Raw genomic sequence first — 20,229 nt, 5'->3', positions numbered from 1 at the left:
TCTGACAGCGTTTGGAGAAGTCCTGCATGGCTCGAGAGTTATTTGACCTGATTGTGTTCGACTGGGACGGCACCCTGATGGACTCGACCGCCCATATCACGCACAGCATCCAGGCGGCGTGCCGCGACCTCGGCCTGCCCGTGCCCGGCGACGAGGCGGCGAGCTACGTGATCGGCCTCGGCCTGCGCGAGGCGCTGCAGATTGCCGCGCCCACGCTCGATCCGGCCGATTACCCGCGGCTCGTCGAGCGCTATCGCATCCATTATTTGCTGAAGGACCAGCAGACCGAGCTGTTCGCCGGCGTGCGCGAGATGCTCGCGGAACTGCGCGACACCGGCTACCTGCTCGCCGTGGCGACGGGCAAGAGCCGCGTGGGGCTGAACCGCGCGCTGGCGGATTCGCGGCTCACGAGCCTCTTCGACGGCACGCGCTGCGCCGACGAAACCTTCTCGAAGCCGCATCCGGCCATGCTTCAGGAGCTCACGCGCGAACTGGGGCAGGATCTGGGCCGTACGGTGATGATCGGCGACACGACGCACGATCTGCAGATGGCGATCAACGCGGGCGCGGCGGGCATCGGCGTGGCGTATGGCGCGCATGCGTCCGGCGCACTCGAAAAGCTCGAGCCGCGCTTCGTCGCGCCGGACGTGGCCGCGCTCGCGGGCTGGCTGCGGGAGAACGCATGAGCGCGGCGCCCGGGGCCGCGACGCTCGAGCCGGTGCGCGTCTGCGCGGCCGATGAACTCGCCGAGGGCGGCGCGGGGCGGCGCATGAACGCGACCTATGCGGGCGGCGACGCCGTGGTGTTTTTCGTGCGCTACGGCGGCGAGGTGTACGGCTACCTGAACCGCTGCGCGCACGTGCCGATGGAACTCGACTGGGTCGAGGGCCAGTTCTTCGAGTCGTCGGGGCTCTATCTGATGTGCGCCACGCACGGCGCGATCTACCAGCCCGACACGGGCAAGTGCGTGGGCGGCCCATGCCGGGGCGGGCGTTTGCGCCCCGTGCGCGTCGAGGAACGCGACACGCCCGAGGGGCGTGCGGTATTCTGGCTGCCGGACGACGCTTTGCGTCCGACCCCAACCTGACCTCTGACCTTCGACCCCTTTCGACCCCTTTCGACCGTTAACCGCTCGCATGTCCGACAATCCGACCCCTGATTCGAACGAAGCGCCCCGCGCCGCTTCGTCAGACCGCGGCGCCCCCGCGCCTGGCTGGGAGCGCGAGGCGCTCGAACGCATCGCGCTCGCGGCCATCACCGAGCAGCGTGCGGCGCGGCGCTGGCGCATCTTCTTTCGCTTCGCGTTTCTCGCCGTGTTCGTGGTGATCGCGTGGGCGATCCTCGACCTCTCGGGTGCGCGCGTGGAGAGTGAAGGGCGTCATACGGCGCTTGTTTCGCTCGACGGCGAAATCGGCTCCGACACGTCGGCGAACGCCGACGACATCATCAGCGCGCTGGACAGCGCCTTCGACGACGACGGCACCGCGGGCGTGATCCTGCACATCGACAGCCCCGGCGGCAGCCCGGTGCAGGCCGGCATCATCAACGACGAGATCCACCGTCTGCGCACCAAGTACCCGGCTATCCCGCTGTACGTGGTGGTGGGCGACATGTGCGCTTCGGGCGGATATTACGTCGCAGCGGCCGCCGACAAGATCTATGTCAACAAGGCGAGCATCGTGGGCTCGATCGGCGTGCTGATGGACGGTTTCGGCTTCACCGGCCTCATGGACAAGCTCGGCGTCCAGCGGCGCCTGCGCACTTCGGGCGAAAACAAGGGCTTCTTCGATCCCTTCTCGCCCGACACGCCGAAAATGGACGCGCACGCCCAGGAGATGCTCGACCAGATCCACCAGCAGTTCATCGACGCTGTGAAGGCCGGCCGCGGCACGCGTCTGAAGGACTCGCCGGATATCTTCTCGGGCCTGTTCTGGACCGGCCAGAAGAGCGTGGAGCTCGGTCTCGCGGATGGCTACGGCGACACCGATTACGTAGCGCGCGAAATCATCAAGGCGCCGGACGTCGTCGATTACACGGTCAAGCAAAGCCTCACCGATCGCGTGGCCAAGCGTGTGGGCGCGAACATCGGCTCGGCGGCCATGCATTCGCTGCTGATGGGCGGCAAGGTATCGGTGCACTGAGCGGCGGCGGTGCGTTAGCTTCCCGTCGGGCCGTAGAAAAATTGGCCGCTGCGCGATGGCTGCGCCGCGGCCAATTCTCTTTTTAGCGCGTCGAAGCCCGTTCAGTGCGCGAGCAGCAGGAAGATTGCCGGCCGCTTGTGCAGTTCGGGCGCGGGCTTCTGTTTCCAGTCGGATACGGCGCGGCTCACGATCGTCTCGGTGGGCAGCGTGAGATCGGCGGCGACGCACACGAGCGTGGAGGGCGCGCAGGTCGCGAGCAGCGCGTCGAGCAGCGCGCGGTTGCGGTAGGGCGTCTCGATGAAGATCTGCGTCTGCTTGCTCTTGCGTGAGATCTGCTCCAGATCGCGCAGCTTTTTCACGCGCTCGTTCGCGTCGACGGGCAGGTAGCCGTGAAACGCGAAGCTCTGGCCGTTCAGGCCCGACGCCATCAACGCGAGCAGAATCGAGCTCGGGCCCACGAGCGGCACGACCTTGATGCCGCGCTCGTGCGCGCGCCGCACGAGCAGCGCGCCCGGATCGGCGACTGCGGGTACGCCAGCCTCGGAAACGAGCCCCGTGTCGATGCCCGCAAGCAGCGGTGCGAGCAGCTTGTCGATCTCGCCTGCGGGCGTGTTGACATTGAGTTCGCGGATTTCGATTTCCTGGATCGGACGCGTCGTGCCCACGCGCTTGAGGAAGGCGCGCGTGGTCTTCGCGTTTTCGCCGATATAGCTTGCGAGCGCGCCCGCGCGTTCGCGCACGGGCGTGGGCAGGACGGCGTTGAGCGCGGCGTCGTCGCCGTCGCCCAGCGTGTTGGGGATCAGATAGAGGGTGCCCTTTGCGCCATTCGTCATGCTCGTGTCTCCAGCAACGGATAGCCCGCGGCAAGCAGCATGCGCGTGAGTGCGATGAGCGGCAGGCCAATCAGGGCGGTGGGGTCGTCCGATTCGATCGCGTCGAGCAGCGCGATGCCAAGCCCTTCCGATTTCGCGCTGCCCGCGCAGTCGTAAGGCGTTTCGGCGCGCAGATAGGCGTCGAGCGCGGCATCGGGCAGGTCGCGAAAGCGCACCTTCGTGACGACATCGACGGTATCCGTTTGGCCAGTTGCGGTGTCGAGCAGGCTCAGGGCGCTATGGAACAGCACTTCGCGGCCGCGCATGGCCTGCAGTTGCTCGAGCGCGCGTGCGTGCGTGCCGGGTTTGCCGATCTGGCGGCCGTCGAAGGTGGCGACCTGATCGGAGCCGATCACGAGCGTGCGCGCCGCGCCCGCGGGCAGGGCGGCAGCCACGGCGCGGGCCTTCGCAGCAGCGAGGCGCAGCGCCGTCGCTTCGGGCGTTTCGCCGGGGTGCGGCGTTTCGTCGACGGCGGGCACGGCCGTGTCGAAGGGAATGCGCAGACGCTCGAGCAACTCGCGCCGGTAGCGCGAGCTAGAGGCGAGGATGAGGGCGGGGCGGCCCGTGCGCGGGGCCTGCGAGGAAGAATCCTGCATGTTCGATCGGGGTATCAAAGCGGCTGCGAATGTAGCTGTGAAGGTGACGGGAGAAAAGGCGGCTGTGGTCTGGTGATGTTTGGTGATTTGTCAGGCGATTTTCGGGTGGATTTCGCGTCGAAAACGGGGGCGGATATCCTGCAAAACGCTGTCTGAGGCTCCCGAAAACCGCGCTCGCACAGATACTTGCGTATGCGAGCTTAAGTGTTTGACTCGCAAAGATAAAGGCGATATGATTTTGGGCTTTTCATCGGTATGCTCTCGTTGCACGTCTTGTGCGGGCGCCTGAATCTTGCGGCGTTACGGCTCGGTCTTGCGACGTTACGGCTCGAAAAACCTTGCCGGCAGCGGTGTGTCGATGGCGAATTTGGGCAAACGCAGGTCGATAGAGGCAAGTGCGGGCCGGCAAGGCTGGATAGCTGCGAGCCGCCAACGGCTTTCGCGCATCGCTCGCCGGCCGCCCAAGCCTTGAAGCAGGAGAGCGCACATGACCGAACATTCTGGCAAGCCTGCCGGCGCCGAACTGAACCCGCGCGACTTCGATATCTTCGAATTCGCGCGCAGCGAGCGCGAAGCGGCAGGCGTCGTGCGCGTCTCGCAACTGCCGCGCATGTTAAACGAAGTCCCGGCCGAGGCGCCAGATCGCGACACCGCGTTCACCTGGCAGGCTGCGGGCTTTACCCGGCAGGAATTGCAGGACAACGGCGCCGCAGGGCCGCAGCCATACCTGCGGCTGGCTGTTCACGGTGGCGCGTGGCTCACGTGCCAGCGGTGCCTGGCTCCCTACGAGCAGGCATTCAATGCGGATGCGACCTTCCGTATCGTCCAGACGGAAGAAGAGGCGGACGAGTTTCCGCTCGACGACGATGAAGTCGAAGTGATCGTGGGCTCGCGCCATTTCGATCTCGTCGACTTGATCGAAGAGGAGCTGTTGCTCTCGCTGCCGCTGGTGCCGAAGCACGAAGTCTGTCCGGAAATTCACGAAAGCCTCGCCTCGGGTCCCGACGGCGCGGAGGGCGTGGATTCGGTGGACGACGTGCCGGAGCAGGAAGTCGAGCCGGAAGAGCGCGTCAACCCGTTTGCCGCGCTCGAATCGCTCAAGAAGGACGGTCCTGGCGGCAAGCACTAAGGTAAGCCTTGGGCGGCTGCGTGGGGCAGGCAGTACCCGACGCGTGGGCCTGAGCCCGGAGTCCGGCTATCCTCCAGGGGTGGCGGCGGCCGGACCGGGCTGTGTTAGAATTCGGAAAATTTTCAGGAGTTATCATGGCAGTTCAACAAAACAAGAAGTCGCCGTCGAAGCGCGGTATGCACCGCTCGCACGATTTCCTCACGGGCGCGCCGCTGGCCGTCGAGCCGGGCACGGGTGAAGTGCATCTGCGTCACCACATCAGCCCGAACGGCTACTACCGCGGCAAGAAAGTCGTCAAGACCAAGAACGACTAATCGTTTCAGCGTGCGGCGCAGTGTCTCGCAGTATCGATGACCCTGGTGCCGCATCTGACGATTCCGTTCGCTTGACCATATTTCGGCTCGGCAAAAAAGGCGGCATTCAACTGCCGCTTTTTTGTGCCTGAAATCCGTCGCATTCCATGACTGTTACGCTCACGATAGATTGCATGGGAGGCGACCACGGCCCGTCTGTGACGGTGCCTGCCGCAGTCCATTTCGTCCGCTCGCACCCCGACGCGCATCTCATGCTCGCGGGCGTCGAGTCGGCGGTTCGCGCCCAGTTGAAAAAGCTGAAGGCAGCGGACCATCCCGCGCTGACCGTCGTGCCCGCCACCGAGGTCGTCGAAATGGACGATCCGGTCGAAGTCGCCCTGCGCAAAAAGAAAGATTCGTCGATGCGCGTCGCGCTCAATCGCGTGAAAGAGGGCGAGGCGCAAGCCTGCATCTCGGCCGGCAACACCGGTGCGCTGATGGCCGTTTCGCGCTACGTGCTCAAGACGTTGCCTGGCATCGAACGCCCGGCTATCGCCTTCGCGCTGCCGAACCCGCGCGGTTACACGACGATGCTCGACCTCGGCGCGAACGTCGACTGCGAACCGCAGCATCTGCTGCAATTCGCGGAGATGGGGCACGCGCTCGTCGCGGCGCTCGAGGGCAAGGATCGCCCAACCATCGGGCTCCTGAATATCGGCGAAGAAGTCATCAAGGGCAACGACACCATCAAGCGCGCGGGCGAGCTCCTGCGCGCGAGCACGCTGAACTTCCGCGGCAACGTCGAAGGCAACGACATTTACAAGGGTACCGTCGACGTCATCGTCTGTGACGGTTTCGTTGGGAATGTCGCGCTCAAGACGTCGGAGGGCCTCGCACAGATGCTCAACGACATGATCAAGGAAGAGTTCGGCCGCTCGTGGCTCACCAGGCTCATGGCGATTGCCGCGCTGCCCGTGCTCATGCGCTTCAAGAAGCGTGTGGACCATCGGCAGTACAACGGCGCGGCGCTGCTCGGCTTGAAGAGTCTCGTCATCAAAAGCCACGGCTCGGCGGATGCCTACGCGTTTGAGTGTGCGATCAATCGCGGGTATGATGCCGTCAAAAATGGCGTGCTGGAGCGCCTCGCGCACGCCATGGAAGAAAACGCCGGTTCGCTCGAACAGGCGGCAGACGAGCCCGGCGGCGCCCAGAACGTGCAAGCCGCGCAGGCGGGGCGAGCTACCAGCGCGCCCAGCCAGGCAGCGGGCGAGGTGCCGCCCGGCGCCGCATCATCCTCGAAGGCATAATGGCTCAATCGACTCTCTATTCCCGCGTGATCGGCACGGGCAGCTATCTTCCGCCTGATCGCGTCACCAACCAGGAACTGGCCGAACGGCTCGCCGCGAAAGGCGTCGAGACGAGCGACGAGTGGATCGTGGCCCGCACGGGCATTCACGCGCGCCACTTCGCCGCGCCCGACGTCACGACGAGCGATCTCGCGCTTGCGGCGTCGCAGCGTGCGATCGCGGCCGCCGACGTCGATCCGCAGTCGATCGACCTCATCATCGTCGCCACTTCCACGCCCGATTTCGTCTTCCCGAGCACGGCCTGCCTCTTGCAGAACAAGCTCGGCATCCGCAATCACGGCGCGGCGTTCGACGTGCAGGCCGTGTGCTCGGGCTTCGCGTACGCCGTTTCGGTGGCCGACAGCCTGATCCGCGGCGGCCAGCATCGCACGGCGCTCGTGGTCGGCGCGGAAACCTTCTCGCGTATTCTCGACTTCAACGATCGCACCACCTGTGTGCTGTTCGGCGACGGCGCAGGCGCGATCGTGCTGCAGGCGTCGAGCGAACCGGGCGTGCTTTCGAGCGCGCTGCACGCCGACGGCAGCTACGCGCACATCCTCTGCACGCCGGGTAATGTGAACGGCGGCGTGATCGCCGGCAACGCGTTCCTGTACATGGACGGTCAGGCCGTGTTCAAGCTGGCCGTGAACGTGCTCGAAAAGGTCGCGATCGAGGCGCTCGACAAGGCGCAGCTCAGCGCCGATCAGCTCGACTGGCTGATTCCGCACCAGGCCAACATCCGCATCATGCAAGGCACCTGCCGCAAGCTCGGTCTGCCCGCCGAGCGCATGGTGGTGACGGTGGGCGAGCATGGCAACACCTCGGCGGCCTCGATTCCGCTCGCCTTCGACGTTGCGGTGCGCGACGGCCGCATCAAGCGCGGCCACAACGTGCTGATCGAAGGCGTCGGCGGCGGCTTCACCTGGGGCGCCTCCGTCATCCGCTTCTAGGCATCCTGAGCGGGCTCTCGCGCTCCCGCAGCCGGTCTCTGCGCGCGACGTGCATGTTGCGCGCAGCCGGCGGCGGTTCATCCGGGTGCATTGCGCACCCGTATTGATCGAATTTGAGGATGTTATGAAATTCGCGTTCGTTTTTCCCGGACAAGGCTCGCAGGCCGTCGGCATGCTCGACGCCTTCGCCGATCACGCCATCGTGCGCGAGACGCTGCAGGAAGCGTCCGATGCGCTGGGCCAGGACCTCGGCAAGCTGATCGCCGAAGGCCCCGCCGAAGAACTCAGTCTCACCACCAACACGCAGCCGGTCATGCTCACCGCCGCCTACGCCGTCTACCGCGCGTGGCAGCAGGCGGGCGGCCCTCTGCCTGGCATCGTCGCGGGCCACAGCCTCGGCGAATACACGGCGCTCGTCGCCGCCGGCGTGCTCGCGTTTCGCGACGCCGTGCCGCTCGTGCGTTTTCGCGCGCAGGCGATGCAAAGCGCGGTGCCGGTGGGCGAGGGCGGCATGGCCGCCGTGCTCGGTCTCGACGACGACGCCGTGCGCGCAGTCTGCACGGAGGCTGCGGCCGCGAGCGGCGGCGTGGTCGAAGCCGTGAACTTCAACGCCCCGGCGCAAGTCGTGATCGCGGGCCACAAGGGCGCGGTCGAAAAGGCCTGCGAAATCGCCAGGGCAAAGGGCGCCAAGCGCGCGCTGCCGCTGCCGGTTTCGGCGCCGTTCCACTCGTCGCTGCTCAAGCCCGCCTCGGATCAGCTGCGCGAGTACCTCGCGAACGTTACGCTGAACGCGCCGCAAATTCCCGTGGTGAACAACGTCGACGTGGCATTCGAAACCGACCCCGCAAAGATCCGCGACGCACTCGTGCGCCAGGCCGCGGGCCCCGTGCGCTGGGTCGAGTGCGTGCAGGCCATCGCGGCGCAAGGCGCGACGCACGTCGTCGAATGCGGTCCGGGCAAGGTGCTTGCGGGCCTCACGAGGCGCATCGACGGCAACCTGGTCGGCGCTTCGGTGCTCGATCCGAAGTCGCTCGACGAGGCGCTCGCGCTTCTGAAGGCCTGAGCGCATACGCCACCACCGCTAGCTAACGGATTCTCACGGATTCAAACGATGGAAAAGACTCTCGACAACCAGGCCGCGATCGTGACCGGCGCCACCCGCGGCATCGGCCGCGCGATCGCGCTGGAACTGGCGCGCCAGGGCGCGACGGTGATCGGTACGGCAACGAGCGAAGCCGGTGCGCAGGCCATTTCAGCCGCTTTCGAAGCAGAGGGCCTGAAGGGCCGCGGCGCCGTGCTCAACGTGAACGACGCCGCTGCGGCGGAAGCGCTCATCGACGCCACGGTCAAGGAATTCGGCGGTCTGGCGATCCTCGTCAATAATGCCGGCATCACGCAGGACAACCTGGCGATGCGCATGAAGGACGACGAGTGGGACTCGGTCATCGACACCAACCTGAAGTCGGTGTTCCGCCTCTCGCGCGCCGTGCTGCGCCCGATGATGAAGGCGCGCACGGGCCGCATCATCAACATCACCTCGGTGGTGGGCTCGTCGGGCAACCCGGGCCAGGCCAACTACGCCGCCGCCAAGGCCGGCGTGGCGGGCATGACGCGCGCGCTCGCACGCGAAATCGGCAGCCGCGGCATCACCGTGAACTGCGTGGCGCCCGGTTTCATCGATACCGACATGACGAAGGACCTGCCGGCGGAGCAGCAAGCCGCGCTCAAGCAGCAGATTCCGCTGGGCCGCCTCGGCAGCCCGGACGACATCGCGCATGCGGTCGCGTTCCTCGCGTCGCCGCAGGCAGCCTACATCACGGGCGCGACGTTGCACGTGAACGGCGGCATGTATATGTCTTAACCGGATTCAGGTACTATCCGCGCCTTGATGCGCTTGATGCAAAACATTGCGCAAGCGCCGTCGCGGATAGCCTTCCGGAACCTTGAGCGCCGCTTTTCAGCCAGGTCAAACCTGATAAAATGCGCGCACTCGCATTCATGAGCTAACTTTTTTCCCTTGGAGGGGTAATGGACAACATCGAACAGCGCGTCAAGAAGATCGTCGCCGAGCAACTGGGCGTCGCCGAAGCGGAAATCAAGAACGAAGCTTCGTTCGTGAACGATCTGGGCGCCGACTCGCTCGACACCGTCGAACTGGTCATGGCTCTCGAAGACGAGTTCGGCATGGAAATCCCGGACGAGGAAGCCGAGAAGATCACGACGGTTCAGCAAGCGATCGACTACGCTCGCGCGAACGTCAAGGCCTAAGCGCCAGATTCCCGTCTGGGCCGCGCATCGCATGCGCGCTGGCGGCCCGCGAGGACGCTCGGCCGTGAAACCGCATACGCCTGCCGCACTCGCTGCTGGGCATCTGCCGGTCAACTAGCCACAGGGCTCACAGGAGCATTTCCTGTGGCCTCTGTGGCTTTTGTTTTTGTCATCTATGGATAAGGGGTTACCGTGAGCCGTCGTCGAGTTGTTGTTACAGGCCTGGGGCTGATTTCGCCTGTTGGCAATAATGTTGCCGACGGCTGGGCCAATCTGGTCGCCGGGAAGTCCGGCATCGCCAACATCACGAAGTTCGACGCGACGAACTTCTCGACCCGCTTTGCCGGCGAAGTGAAGGGCTTCAACGTCGAAGACTACATGCCGGCGAAAGAAGCGCGCCACATGGATACGTTCATCCATTACGGCATCGCGGCGGGCATGCAGGCGATCCAGGACAGCGGTCTCGAAGTCACCGAAGCGAACGCGGAACGGATCGGCGTGAACGTCGGCTCGGGCATCGGCGGCCTGCCGATGATCGAAGTCACGCAAACCGAACTGCTCAACCGCGGTCCGCGCCGCATCTCGCCGTTCTTCGTGCCTGCCTCGATCATCAACATGATCTCGGGCCATCTGTCGATCAAGTACGGCCTGAAGGGCCCGAATCTGGCGATGGTCACGGCTTGCACGACCGGCCTGCACTGCATCGGCGAAGCGTCGCGTCTGATCGAATACGGCGACTGCGACGTGATGATCGCGGGCGGCGCGGAATCGACCGTCTCGCCGCTCGGCATCGGCGGCTTCGCGGCGGCGCGCGCGCTCTCGCAGCGCAACGACGATCCGGCGACGGCCAGCCGTCCGTGGGACAAGGACCGTGACGGTTTCGTGCTCGGCGAAGGCGCGGGCGTGATGGTGCTCGAAGAGTACGAACACGCGAAGGCGCGCGGCGCGAAGATCTACGCGGAAGTCGGCGGCTACGGCATGAGCGGCGATGCGTATCACATGACCGCGCCGCTGGAAGACGGCGACGGTGCGCGCCGCTGCATGATCGCCGCGATGAAGAACGCGGGCGTCAACACCGGCGAAGTGAACTGGCTGAACGCGCACGGCACGTCCACGCCGCTCGGCGACCTCGCGGAAACGACGGCGATCAAGCGCGCCTTCGGCGATCACGCGAAGGACATCGTCGTGAACTCGACCAAGTCGATGACGGGTCACCTGCTGGGTGGCGCAGGCGGCCTCGAGTCGGTGTTCACGGTGCTTGCCGTGCACAACCAGGTGTCGCCGCCGACGATCAACATCTTCAACCAGGATCCGGCATGCGACCTGGACTACTGCGCGAACACCGCGCGGGACATGAAGATCGACGTCGCGCTGAAGAACTCGTTCGGGTTCGGCGGCACGAACGGCACGCTCGTCTTCAAGCGTCACGCTTGATCCCGCACGACGAGACAGCGGCCGCGCCGAATCCTTCGGCCGGCCGCGTTCCTCCTGCTTACCCCTCGCGGCGCGCGGGCGTGCCGCTGGTTTCCCTGCGTCCGTCGCTTGTGCTGCAACTGCTCGTTGCCGCGGGTTTGGGCGTGGCCGCGGCGGCCGTCTACACGACGCTCGCACCCTGGTTCGGCGCCTGGCAAGCCTTGCCGGTTACGCTGGCGTTCCTCGCGACCGGCGGTCTTGCGGCTGCGGCGTGGCGACGCAAGCAACCGATCTTCCTCGAAATCGGGTCAGATTTTCTCGCGGCCTATTCGCGCGATGGCGCCTGCATCGCTGCCGGGCGGCTCGCCGGCGCGTCGCAATGGGGCGCATGGCTGCTCGCGCTCATCGTGGAGCAGGGTGCCCGCCGCGCGACGATTCTCGTCGCCGCCGACGCCATTCCGGCGGAAGCCTTTCGTGTGCTCGCCGTGCGCGCGCGCAGCGCGGCCGGTCGCTGAGCTCCCCTCGCTGTAAAGCTTGTAACCGCTGTTACTCGCGTAACGTGAGACCGTGGCGGGGACGCTACAATGGTGCCCCCACGTCTACTTCATGTGCTAACGGATTTTTCAGGTGAGCGAAAAAGAAATTGATCAGGTTCTGGTCGAGCGCGTGCAAAAAGGCGACAAGGCCGCGTTCGAGCTCCTGGTCTCGAAATACCACCGCAAGATCATCCGGCTGATCTCGCGCCTCGTGCGGGACCCCGCCGAGGTCGAGGACGTGGCCCAGGACGCCTTTATCAAGGCTTACCGCGCACTACCGCAGTTTCGTGGCGAATCGGCTTTCTATACGTGGTTGTACCGAATTGCTGTCAATACGGCGAAGAACTACCTTGCGACCCAGGGAAGACGCGCCCCAACTTCGACTGAGGCAGATGCTGAAGAAGCGGAAACTTTCTCGGACGCCGATCAACTAAGGGATATCAATACGCCCGAGTCGATGTTGATGAGCAAGCAGATCGCACAGACGGTCAATGCTGCGATGGCGGTTTTACCGGAAGAGTTGCGCACCGCCATTACGCTTCGGGAAATAGAAGGCCTAAGCTACGAGGAAATCGCCGAGATGATGGGGTGCCCGATCGGCACCGTCAGATCGAGAATTTTCCGCGCTCGGGAAGCCATTGCGGCAAAATTGCGTCCGCTGCTGGACACTCCGGAAGGCAAGCGCTGGTAAGAAGAACCAGCTTCGCCCCCGGGCGGCGACGCGATTCACCAGAATGAGTGGGTGTCACTGGGACGTCTGTTAGGGAATGGGGAGCATCATGGGTTCGGTCTCGATGCAATCGGTATCAAGCTCGCGCGGCGAGCGTCTGTCCGCCTTCGTCGACGGTGAAGCGACGGCGCAGGAGCATCTGAACGGAAATTTTCTGGAACTCGACGGCGAAGGGCGCGCAGCCTGGTCGGAGTACCACCTGATCGGCGACGTGCTGCGCTCTGACGATCTGGCCCTCAGCCAGGCCGCGAGCCGCGCCTTCATGACGGGCTTCGCGGCGCGCTTCGAAGCGGAGCCGCATCTGCTCGCACCCGCCGCGCTGCCGCAGCCGCAGGCTCGCCGCAATGCGCGCGTGGGCCGCATTCTGGCGCTGCGCCGCCGCGTGATGCCGTCGCTGGCCGTGGCCGCCGCGGCCGCCACGCTCACGTGGATCGTCATGCCGCAAATGCGCGGCGTGGGCATGGCCGGCGCGCCGCAAATCGCCGCCGTACAGCCGCAGGGCGACGGCGTGCAGCGCGTGGCGATGAACACCCCGCAGGCGTCTGTCGCGGGCGCTCAGGACGCTAACATCATCCGCGACGCCCGGCTCGACGAATATCTCCAGGCGCATCAGCAGTTCGCGCAGCAGCCGGTCATTTCGGATTCCATGCCGTACATCCGCTCAGCCGCCCTCACCACGCAAGGCCAATAAGTTTGATGCAGACATTGCGGTTGAATAAAAAGACGATCTGGGGGCGGTTGCCGGCATTCCTGTGCTGCGCAGCCGTGATGTTCACCGCTCTGTCTGTCGCCCCGCGCGCCCACGCGCAAGGCGCGTGGGCGGCCGATGCCGCCACGCGCCAGAGCGCGGCGCAGTTGCTCGACCGCATCCAGCAGGCCGCCCAGCAGCAAAGCTACGAAGGCACCTTCGTCTACCAGCGCGGCGAGTTCGTGCAGTCCTCGCGCATCACGCACTACGCCTCGAAGCAGGACGGCGAGTTCGAAAAGCTCGAAAGCCTCGACGGCAAGCCGCGCACGATGCTGCGCCACAACGACGAGCTCTTTACCTTCGTGCCCGAGCGCAAGCTGCTCGTCGTCGAAAAGCGCCAGAACAAGGACGCTTTCCCGGCGCTGCTGTCGACGAACGGGGAACAGGTGCTGGGCGTGTACGAGCCGAAGATGCTCGCCAACGACCGGGTGGCGGGCCTCGACAGCCAGGTGATCCAGCTCGACCCGAAAGACAGTTTCCGCTTCGCCTACAAGCTGTGGGCGGACGCGAAAACCGGTCTGCTGCTGCGTTCGCAGATGCTCGATCCGTCGAACGGCCAGGTGCTCCAGCAGCTCGCGTTCACGCAGGTGCGCATCGGCGGTCCCGTCGACAAGACGCCTATCGTGAACGGCATGCGCAATATCGAGGGCTGGAACGTGGTGCGCCCGCCGCTGCAGCCGGTCGATATCGAAGCGCAGGGCTGGTCGTTCGGCCAGGCCGCGCCGGGATTCCGGAAGATTCGCGAAGTGCGCCGGCCGATGGCGGCGCGCGACGCGAGCGATCCGCCCATTCCGGTCGATCAAGCCGTATTCTCTGACGGACTGTCCACGCTTTCCGTGTTTATCGAACCGGTCAAGAACAACAGCCGCAAGGAAGGCTCGGGCAGCAGCGGCGCGACCCACGTGCTCGTGAAGCGCAACGGCGACTACTTCATCACGTTGCTTGGGGAAGTGCCCCAGAGCACGTTGCAGCAGTTTGCGTCTGCCATAGAATACAAGGCTCCCAGGTAACTCCTTCCTTCGGCTGACTTCGATATGACGATTCTCCCGCTGCGCAAATTCTTCGCGGCCGCGGTCGTGGCGGCGTGCCTGCCGTTCGCACCGCACGTGGCATCGGCGGCGCCGGCTGCCAATCTGCCCGACTTCGCCGACCTCGTGGACAAAGTGGGACCGTCGGTCGTCAATATCCGCACCACGACGCGTGTCTCCTCGGCGCAGCGCGGCCTCCCGCCGGGCATGGATCAGGGCGACATGTCGGAATTCTTCCGCCGCTTCTTTGGCATCCCGCTCCCGCAAGGGCCGCAGGGTGGGCAGGGCGGCGGTCAGGGGGGCAGCCAGGGCGCAAATCCGGGCAGCGGTTCGGACTCCGGCCCGGACAGCGGCAACGACACCGAACAGAACAGCGGCGTCGGCTCGGGTTTCATCCTCTCGAGCGACGGCTACGTGATGACCAACGCGCACGTGGTCGACGACGCGGACAGCATCTACGTGACGCTCACCGACAAGCGCGAATTCAAGGCGAAGCTGATCGGCGTGGACGATCGCACGGACGTCGCCGTGGTGAAGATCCAGGCCGCGAATCTGCCGGCCGTGACGATGGGCGACTCGAACAAGGTGCGCGTGGGCGAGTGGGTCGTGGCAATCGGTTCGCCGTTCGGCCTCGAGAACACCGTGACGGCGGGCATCGTGAGCGCGAAGGGGCGCGACACGGGTGACTATTTGCCGTTCATCCAGACCGACGTGGCCGTGAATCCCGGCAACTCGGGCGGTCCGCTCATCAACATGCAGGGCGAGGTGATCGGCATCAACTCGCAGATCTATAGCCGCACCGGAGGCTTCATGGGCATCTCGTTCGCGATTCCGATCGACGAGGCCATGCGCGTGGCCGATCAGCTCAAGTCCACGGGCAAGGTCACGCGCGGCCGCATTGCCGTGGCCATCGGCGAGGTGACGAAGGACGTGGCCGACTCGCTCGGTTTGCCCAAGGCGCAGGGCGCGCTCGTCTCCAGCGTCGAGCCGGGCGGCCCGGCCGACAAGGCGGGCATCCAGCCGGGCGACATCATCCTGAAGTTCAACGGCACGAGCGTCGATGCCGCGACCGATCTGCCGCGCATGGTCGGCGACACGAAACCGGGCACCAGAGCGACCGTCACGGTCTGGCGCAAGGGCGCAACGCGCGATCTGCCGATCACGATCGCCGAGATGCAGACCGACAAGAGCGCGAAGGCCGACCAGAAAAAGGCGCCCGAACCCAAGCCGCGCGTGATGAGCGCTCTCGGCATCGCGGTGGTCGATATCCCCGCCGATCAGCTCGCCCAGCTCAAGATGAAGGGCGGCGCGATGGTCGACTCGGTCGATGGCCCGGCAGCGCGCGCCGGCCTGCAGAAGGGCGACATCATCCTGCGCGTGGGCGATACGGATATCACCAGCGCGAAGCAGTTCCAGGATGTGACGGCGCATCTCGACCCGCAGAAGATGGTGGCGGTGCTCGTGCGTCGCGGCGACAACACGCAGTTCGTGCCGCTGCGCCCGCGCGCGCCGGGGCAGAAGTAAAGCGCGGTGCGCACGCCCATGCGGTCTTCGTCGGCGGCGCCGGGCGCGCTCGAACGGGCGAGCGCGCACCTCGTGCTCTACGGACGCGCGTGGTGTCATCTGTGCGAGGACATGCGCGTGGCGCTCGAGCCGCTCGCCGCCGCGGCGGGTGCGCGTCTCGACGTCGTCGATGTCGATTCCGACCCCGAGCTCCAGGCGCGTTACGACGAGCTCGTGCCGGTGCTCGTTTGCGACGGCATCGAGCTGTGTCACTACCATCTCGACGAAGCGCGCGTGCGCGCAACACTGGGCCTGTGCGCCGCCGCACCGGGCGGGCCGCAGCCGCCCTCGGGCGGTGCTTGAAACGCGCGCGCAGGAGCGTCGCGCGATGTGTCAGCGTGCCATGCACATCCGCTACATCACCGGCCGGTTCGCCCGTGGGACCCCTTTTCGGCTAAAATAGTCCGGTTTTTCATCTATTTACGAGGCGTGCCCAGCTATCGTTGGGGCGCGCCTTTTTCGCTTGATCGGCACTGAATGGATCATATTCGTAACTTTTCGATCATTGCGCACATCGACCATGGCAAGTCGACGCTCGCCGATCGCATCATCCAGCTGTGCGGCGGCTTGTCCGACCGCGAAATGGAATCGCAGGTGCTCGACTCGATGGATCTCGAGCGCGAGCGCGGTATCACGATCAAGGCGCAGACGGCTGCGCTCACGTACAAGGCGCGTGACGGCAAGGTCTACAACCTGAACCTGATCGATACACCGGGGCACGTCGACTTCTCCTATGAGGTGAGCCGCTCGCTGTCCGCGTGCGAGGGCGCGCTGCTCGTGGTGGACGCGAGCCAGGGCGTCGAGGCGCAGACGGTGGCGAACTGCTACACCGCGATCGAACTCGGCGTGGAAGTCGTGCCGGTGCTCAACAAGATCGATCTGCCCGCCGCCAATCCCGAGAACGCGATCGAAGAGATCGAGGACGTGATCGGCATCGACGCCACCGACGCGACGCGCTGCAGCGCGAAGACCGGCCTCGGCGTGGAAGACGTGCTCGAAGCGCTGATCGCCAGGGTGCCGCCGCCCAAGGGCGATCCGCAAGCGCCGCTGCAGGCGCTCATCATCGACTCGTGGTTCGACAACTACGTGGGCGTCGTGATGCTCGTGCGTATCGTCAACGGCACGCTGCGCCCGAAGGACAAGATCAAGCTGATGGCCACCGGCGCGCAGTATCCGGTCGAGCACGTCGGCGTGTTCTCGCCGAAGTCGCGCAACCTCGAGCAGCTTTCGGCGGGGCAGGTGGGTTTCATCATCGCCGGCATCAAGGAGCTCGCCGCGACCAAGGTGGGCGACACCGTCACGCTCGCGGCGAATCCTGCGCCCGAGCCGTTGCCGGGTTTCAAGGAAGTGAAGCCGCAGGTGTTCGCGGGCCTCTATCCGGTCGAGGCGAACCAATACGACGCGCTGCGTGAATCGCTCGAAAAGCTGAAGCTCAATGACGCCTCGCTGCAATACGAGCCGGAAGTTTCGCAGGCGCTGGGCTTTGGCTTCCGTTGCGGCTTCCTCGGTCTTTTGCACATGGAAATCGTGCAGGAGCGTCTCGAGCGCGAGTTCGACATGGACCTCATCACCACGGCGCCGACGGTGGTGTATGAAGTCGTGCAGGCGGACGGCACCCAGATCATGGTCGAGAACCCGGCGAAGATGCCGGAGCCCTCGAAGATCGGCGAGATCCGCGAGCCGATCGTGACGGTGAACCTGTACATGCCGCAGGACTACGTGGGCTCGGTCATCACGCTCTGTACGCAAAAGCGCGGCAACCAGATCAACATGCAGTACCACGGCCGCCAGGTGCAGCTCACATACGAAATTCCGATGGCGGAAATCGTGCTCGACTTCTTCGACCGTCTGAAGTCGGTGTCGCGCGGTTATGCGTCGATGGACTACGAGTTCAAGGAGTACCGCACTTCGGACGTCGTGAAGGTCGACATGCTGATCAACGGCGACAAGGTCGACGCGCTGTCCATCATCGTCCACCGCTCGCAGTCGCAGTACCGCGGCCGCGAAGTCGCGGCGAAGATGCGCGAGATCATTCCGCGCCAGATGTACGACGTGGCCATTCAGGCCGCAATCGGCGCGCACATCATCGCGCGCGAGAACATCAAGGCGCTGCGCAAGAACGTGCTGGCCAAGTGCTACGGCGGCGACATCACGCGCAAGAAGAAGCTGCTCGAAAAGCAGAAGGAAGGCAAGAAGCGGATGAAGCAGGTCGGTTCGGTCGAGATTCCGCAAGAGGCCTTCCTCGCCATCCTTCGTGTCGAAGATAAATAAGTAACGTAAATAAGCCGGACAACGGATCTCTACATGAATTTTGCGCTGATACTCTTTGTGCTCGTCATCTTGACGGGCGTTGCGTGGGTTGCAGACAAACTGGTGTTCATGCCGCGCCGGCGCCTCGCCGCCGACGCGGCGGTCGCGGAGTTCGACCGCCAGCAGGAGCGTGTGGGCGAGCGCTTCGCCGATGAAAACGCGCCTGTCACGCGCCAGAACCTGCGCAACGAAAAGCTGCGCCAGCCGTGGTGGCTCGAGTACACCGCGAGCTTCTTCCCCGTCATCCTGATCGTGTTCCTCGTACGCTCGTTCGTCGTCGAGCCGTTCAAGATTCCGTCGGGTTCGATGGTGCCCACGCTGCTCGTGGGCGACTTCATCCTCGTGAACAAGTTCGACTACGGCATCCGTTTGCCGATCACGAACACGAAGATCACGCGGGGCCGCCCTCTCGAGCGCGGCGACGTGGTCGTGTTCCGCTATCCGAAGGATGAGTCGGTCGACTACATCAAGCGCGTGATTGGCCTGCCGGGCGACGTGGTCGCCTATCAGGACAAGCAGCTCACGATCAACGGCAAACCAGTGCCGGAAGCGCCGCAGGGCGACTTCTTCGACGAAGAGCGCATTGGCTACGCGAAGCAGTTCACGGAGGACCTCGGCAACGGCCGCAGGAACAACATCCTCAACAACCCCGCGGTGCCGCCGTTCATCGTGGGCGCAGAGGACTATCCGTATCGCGACAACTGCCAGTACAACGCGCGCGGCGTGATCTGCAAGGTGCCGCCGGGCCATTACTTCATGATGGGCGACAACCGCGACAACAGTGCGGACAGCCGCTACTGGGGCTTCGTGCCCGACGCGAACATCGTGGGCCGCGCGTTCTTCATCTGGATGAACTTCAGCAACCTGCGTCGCATCGGTTCGTTCGAGTAATGCGTATTGGCTCGACGTGTGATGCACGTCGGGCACGCGCGCGAAGCAGTCGTCGAAGCAGCAACAAAAAGCGTATGCGCGAACAGACGTCATATTCGCATCACGCGCATTGCATCTTCGCGCTCTACTTGAAGAATCCCCGGTAACGTCGCTTCGTCACGGTTTTTCGCTCGCCGCCCCCAGTTTTCGCCGGGGGCGGCGGGCGCGTTATACTCTCCCCATGCCTCAATCTCCGTTGGAAAGCCGTTTGCGCTACGAATTTCGCAATGCGGAATTGCTGCGCCAGGCTTTAACCCACCGCAGTCACAGTGCCACGCATAACGAACGCCTTGAATTCCTCGGTGATTCGGTTCTGAATTGCGCGGTGGCTGCCCTATTGTTCCAACGTTTTGGCAAGCTTGACGAAGGCGACCTCTCGCGCGTGCGTGCGAACCTGGTCAAGCAGCAGTCGCTCTACGAAATCGCTCAGGCCCTCAATATTGCCGATGGCCTGCGCCTCGGCGAAGGCGAGTTGCGCAGCGGCGGCTTCCGCCGCCCGTCGATCCTCGCCGACGCGCTGGAGGCGATCTTCGGGGCGATCTTCCTCGATGGCGGCTTCGATGCCGCCCAGACGGTCATCAAGCGGCTCTACGTGCCGATCCTCGATCACATCGATCCGCGTACGCTCGGCAAGGATTCCAAGACGCTGCTGCAGGAATACCTCCAGGGTCACAAGATCGCGCTGCCCACCTACACGGTCGTGGCGACGCATGGTGCGGCGCACAATCAGCAGTTCGAAGTCGAATGCACGGTGCCGAAGCTCGACGTGAAAGTGTCGGGCTCGGGCGCGAGCCGTCGCGCCGCGGAGCAGGCCGCGGCGAAGAAGGCGCTCGACGAGGTCATGGCCGCGGCGCCCGCGCTGGTTGCGAAGCCGCGCCGCTCGAAGGGCGCGCGCGCTGCCAAACCGGAGCCCGAGGTCGTCCCCGGTGTGACCGGCGTACAGGGCGCACTCGATCTGCGCTCGCCGGAGCGCCGCGAGCGTCTCTCGGCGCGCAGCGAGCGTGCGGCGCAGGCCGCGGCAGCCGAAGGCGCGCCGCTCGCGGTGATTCGCGCGGCGCACGTCCAGGAGCGTCCGGCGGAGAAGGACAAACCCGCTGAAAGACCCGCGGAGAAGGCCGAACGCGGTGCGGACAAGGCAAGCGACAGGCCTGCCGACAAGGCCGCGGGCTTCGACGCCGTACCGAGCGCCGGCTCCATCGGCCACCGTTCGGCCGCCGTGAAAGCCGAGGCGGCGCTGCGCACCGTCGAGCGCGCGCAAACCGCAACGACCGGCGGCACCAGCGCCGATGCCGGGACGCACGCCGAAGCCACGACGGCCATTCCCGTGCGCGCGGCCGATGCCGGCCACTGATTCCACCGAGGCGCGCCGCGAGCGC

General features: G+C 65.1%; 22 protein-coding genes. 20 read left to right on the top strand and 2 right to left on the bottom strand.

The genetic code is table 11. The annotated features are described in order from the left end of the window. Window positions 1–26: 26 nt before the first annotated feature. Genes C7411_RS19600 through C7411_RS19590 form a run of 3 tightly spaced genes read left to right on the top strand, consistent with a single transcriptional unit; the run spans window position 27 to window position 2,141 of the window. Window positions 27–686, top strand: a complete 660-nt coding sequence (locus C7411_RS19600; RefSeq protein ID WP_110387390.1) for an HAD-IIIA family hydrolase — start codon at window positions 27–29, stop codon at window positions 684–686. Next, window positions 683–1,087, top strand: a complete 405-nt coding sequence (locus C7411_RS19595) for a Rieske (2Fe-2S) protein (RefSeq protein ID WP_042261152.1) — start codon at window positions 683–685, stop codon at window positions 1,085–1,087. The genes C7411_RS19600 and C7411_RS19595 overlap by 4 nt, the downstream gene beginning before the upstream one ends. Window positions 1,088–1,136: 49 nt before the next feature. Then, the gene (locus tag C7411_RS19590) at window positions 1,137–2,141 is read left to right on the top strand and encodes a S49 family peptidase (protein ID WP_110387389.1); all 1,005 of its coding nucleotides are present in this window, start codon (window positions 1,137–1,139) and stop codon (window positions 2,139–2,141) included. A gap of 101 nt (window positions 2,142–2,242) precedes the next feature. Here the strand turns inward: C7411_RS19590 and C7411_RS19585 are convergent, their stop codons facing one another. Both C7411_RS19585 and C7411_RS19580 read right to left on the bottom strand, forming a co-directional pair. Next, window positions 2,243–2,974, bottom strand: coding sequence for an SAM-dependent methyltransferase (locus tag C7411_RS19585; RefSeq protein WP_110387388.1), 732 nt, complete (start codon window positions 2,972–2,974; stop codon window positions 2,243–2,245). After that, on the bottom strand, window positions 2,971–3,609 hold the full coding sequence (locus C7411_RS19580) for a Maf-like protein (protein WP_110387387.1): 639 nt from the start codon (window positions 3,607–3,609) through the stop codon (window positions 2,971–2,973). Before C7411_RS19580 ends, C7411_RS19585 begins: the two co-directional genes overlap by 4 nt. Window positions 3,610–4,096: 487 nt before the next feature. Between C7411_RS19580 and C7411_RS19575 the strand changes: the two genes are divergently transcribed. The 17 genes from C7411_RS19575 to rnc all read left to right on the top strand — a co-directional run bounded on the left by C7411_RS19575 (window position 4,097) and on the right by rnc (window position 20,204). Further along, the gene (locus tag C7411_RS19575; protein ID WP_110387386.1) at window positions 4,097–4,738 is read left to right on the top strand and encodes a DUF177 domain-containing protein; all 642 of its coding nucleotides are present in this window, start codon (window positions 4,097–4,099) and stop codon (window positions 4,736–4,738) included. Between the two features lie 134 nt (window positions 4,739–4,872). Continuing rightward, window positions 4,873–5,052, top strand: a complete 180-nt coding sequence (gene rpmF / locus C7411_RS19570) for a 50S ribosomal protein L32 (protein WP_042261161.1) — start codon at window positions 4,873–4,875, stop codon at window positions 5,050–5,052. A 146-nt stretch (window positions 5,053–5,198) separates the two neighbouring features. Continuing rightward, window positions 5,199–6,338 (top strand): phosphate acyltransferase PlsX, encoded by a 1,140-nt coding sequence (gene plsX, locus C7411_RS19565; RefSeq protein WP_110387385.1) that lies wholly within the window; start codon window positions 5,199–5,201, stop codon window positions 6,336–6,338. Then, window positions 6,338–7,327: a beta-ketoacyl-ACP synthase III gene (locus tag C7411_RS19560; RefSeq protein ID WP_110387384.1), complete on the top strand. Its 990-nt coding sequence runs from the start codon at window positions 6,338–6,340 to the stop codon at window positions 7,325–7,327. The genes plsX and C7411_RS19560 overlap by 1 nt, the downstream gene beginning before the upstream one ends. A 124-nt stretch (window positions 7,328–7,451) precedes the next feature. Then, window positions 7,452–8,390, top strand: a complete 939-nt coding sequence (gene fabD, locus C7411_RS19555) for an ACP S-malonyltransferase (RefSeq protein ID WP_110387383.1) — start codon at window positions 7,452–7,454, stop codon at window positions 8,388–8,390. Between the two features lie 48 nt (window positions 8,391–8,438). Next, on the top strand, window positions 8,439–9,188 hold the full coding sequence (gene fabG / locus C7411_RS19550) for a 3-oxoacyl-ACP reductase FabG (protein WP_110387382.1): 750 nt from the start codon (window positions 8,439–8,441) through the stop codon (window positions 9,186–9,188). A 167-nt stretch (window positions 9,189–9,355) separates the two neighbouring features. Continuing rightward, window positions 9,356–9,595, top strand: a complete 240-nt coding sequence (acpP, locus tag C7411_RS19545) for an acyl carrier protein (RefSeq protein WP_004197638.1) — start codon at window positions 9,356–9,358, stop codon at window positions 9,593–9,595. Between the two features lie 192 nt (window positions 9,596–9,787). Next, window positions 9,788–11,029, top strand: coding sequence for a beta-ketoacyl-ACP synthase II (gene fabF, locus C7411_RS19540; protein WP_110387381.1), 1,242 nt, complete (start codon window positions 9,788–9,790; stop codon window positions 11,027–11,029). 80 nt (window positions 11,030–11,109) lie between these two features. After that, window positions 11,110–11,523, top strand: a complete 414-nt coding sequence (locus tag C7411_RS19535; protein WP_243413242.1) for a protein YgfX — start codon at window positions 11,110–11,112, stop codon at window positions 11,521–11,523. A gap of 112 nt (window positions 11,524–11,635) precedes the next feature. Next, window positions 11,636–12,235: an RNA polymerase sigma factor RpoE gene (gene rpoE / locus C7411_RS19530; RefSeq protein WP_027795258.1), complete on the top strand. Its 600-nt coding sequence runs from the start codon at window positions 11,636–11,638 to the stop codon at window positions 12,233–12,235. A gap of 88 nt (window positions 12,236–12,323) precedes the next feature. Then, a complete protein-coding gene (locus C7411_RS19525; protein ID WP_110387454.1) occupies window positions 12,324–12,965 on the top strand; it encodes a sigma-E factor negative regulatory protein in 642 nt (213 codons plus the stop codon). 5 nt (window positions 12,966–12,970) lie between these two features. Further along, entirely contained in the window at window positions 12,971–14,032 is a 1,062-nt protein-coding gene (locus tag C7411_RS19520) for a MucB/RseB C-terminal domain-containing protein (RefSeq protein ID WP_110387453.1), read from the top strand. Between the two features lie 24 nt (window positions 14,033–14,056). Next, window positions 14,057–15,574, top strand: a complete 1,518-nt coding sequence (locus C7411_RS19515) for a DegQ family serine endoprotease (protein ID WP_110387380.1) — start codon at window positions 14,057–14,059, stop codon at window positions 15,572–15,574. A gap of 18 nt (window positions 15,575–15,592) precedes the next feature. Then, a complete protein-coding gene (locus C7411_RS19510; RefSeq protein ID WP_110387379.1) occupies window positions 15,593–15,916 on the top strand; it encodes a glutaredoxin family protein in 324 nt (107 codons plus the stop codon). Window positions 15,917–16,090: 174 nt separating this feature from the next. Beyond that, window positions 16,091–17,884, top strand: a complete 1,794-nt coding sequence (gene lepA / locus C7411_RS19505) for a translation elongation factor 4 (protein WP_110387378.1) — start codon at window positions 16,091–16,093, stop codon at window positions 17,882–17,884. A 33-nt stretch (window positions 17,885–17,917) separates the two neighbouring features. Beyond that, the gene (gene lepB / locus C7411_RS19500) at window positions 17,918–18,814 is read left to right on the top strand and encodes a signal peptidase I (RefSeq protein WP_110387377.1); all 897 of its coding nucleotides are present in this window, start codon (window positions 17,918–17,920) and stop codon (window positions 18,812–18,814) included. Between the two features lie 220 nt (window positions 18,815–19,034). Continuing rightward, the gene (rnc, locus tag C7411_RS19495) at window positions 19,035–20,204 is read left to right on the top strand and encodes a ribonuclease III (RefSeq protein ID WP_110387376.1); all 1,170 of its coding nucleotides are present in this window, start codon (window positions 19,035–19,037) and stop codon (window positions 20,202–20,204) included. The last annotated feature ends 25 nt before the right edge of the window (window positions 20,205–20,229 follow it).

Origin of the sequence: Paraburkholderia silvatlantica, assembly GCF_003096715.1 — a bacterium.
Lineage (GTDB): Bacteria > Pseudomonadota > Gammaproteobacteria > Burkholderiales > Burkholderiaceae > Paraburkholderia > Paraburkholderia silvatlantica.
The sequence above is the reverse complement of the archived record's forward strand: the minus strand, read 5'-3'. Positions and strand labels throughout refer to the sequence as shown.

What these genes read in the sequence shown, in the direction of transcription:
- C7411_RS19510 (WP_110387379.1), top strand. Translation starts at nt 15,593, where the DNA reads ATGCGGTCTTCGTCGGCGGCGCCGGGCGCGCTCGAACGGGCGAGCGCG.
- fabD (WP_110387383.1), top strand. Translation starts at nt 7,452, where the DNA reads ATGAAATTCGCGTTCGTTTTTCCCGGACAAGGCTCGCAGGCCGTCGGC.
- C7411_RS19580 (WP_110387387.1), bottom strand. Translation starts at nt 3,609, where the DNA reads ATGCAGGATTCTTCCTCGCAGGCCCCGCGCACGGGCCGCCCCGCCCTC.
- C7411_RS19575 (WP_110387386.1), top strand. Translation starts at nt 4,097, where the DNA reads ATGACCGAACATTCTGGCAAGCCTGCCGGCGCCGAACTGAACCCGCGC.
- fabG (WP_110387382.1), top strand. Translation starts at nt 8,439, where the DNA reads ATGGAAAAGACTCTCGACAACCAGGCCGCGATCGTGACCGGCGCCACC.
- C7411_RS19600 (WP_110387390.1), top strand. Translation starts at nt 27, where the DNA reads ATGGCTCGAGAGTTATTTGACCTGATTGTGTTCGACTGGGACGGCACC.
- C7411_RS19560 (WP_110387384.1), top strand. Translation starts at nt 6,338, where the DNA reads ATGGCTCAATCGACTCTCTATTCCCGCGTGATCGGCACGGGCAGCTAT.
- C7411_RS19525 (WP_110387454.1), top strand. Translation starts at nt 12,324, where the DNA reads ATGGGTTCGGTCTCGATGCAATCGGTATCAAGCTCGCGCGGCGAGCGT.
- rpmF (WP_042261161.1), top strand. Translation starts at nt 4,873, where the DNA reads ATGGCAGTTCAACAAAACAAGAAGTCGCCGTCGAAGCGCGGTATGCAC.
- C7411_RS19585 (WP_110387388.1), bottom strand. Translation starts at nt 2,974, where the DNA reads ATGACGAATGGCGCAAAGGGCACCCTCTATCTGATCCCCAACACGCTG.
- C7411_RS19590 (WP_110387389.1), top strand. Translation starts at nt 1,137, where the DNA reads ATGTCCGACAATCCGACCCCTGATTCGAACGAAGCGCCCCGCGCCGCT.
- C7411_RS19595 (WP_042261152.1), top strand. Translation starts at nt 683, where the DNA reads ATGAGCGCGGCGCCCGGGGCCGCGACGCTCGAGCCGGTGCGCGTCTGC.
- plsX (WP_110387385.1), top strand. Translation starts at nt 5,199, where the DNA reads ATGACTGTTACGCTCACGATAGATTGCATGGGAGGCGACCACGGCCCG.
- lepA (WP_110387378.1), top strand. Translation starts at nt 16,091, where the DNA reads ATGGATCATATTCGTAACTTTTCGATCATTGCGCACATCGACCATGGC.
- C7411_RS19515 (WP_110387380.1), top strand. Translation starts at nt 14,057, where the DNA reads ATGACGATTCTCCCGCTGCGCAAATTCTTCGCGGCCGCGGTCGTGGCG.
- acpP (WP_004197638.1), top strand. Translation starts at nt 9,356, where the DNA reads ATGGACAACATCGAACAGCGCGTCAAGAAGATCGTCGCCGAGCAACTG.
- lepB (WP_110387377.1), top strand. Translation starts at nt 17,918, where the DNA reads ATGAATTTTGCGCTGATACTCTTTGTGCTCGTCATCTTGACGGGCGTT.
- rnc (WP_110387376.1), top strand. Translation starts at nt 19,035, where the DNA reads ATGCCTCAATCTCCGTTGGAAAGCCGTTTGCGCTACGAATTTCGCAAT.
- C7411_RS19520 (WP_110387453.1), top strand. Translation starts at nt 12,971, where the DNA reads ATGCAGACATTGCGGTTGAATAAAAAGACGATCTGGGGGCGGTTGCCG.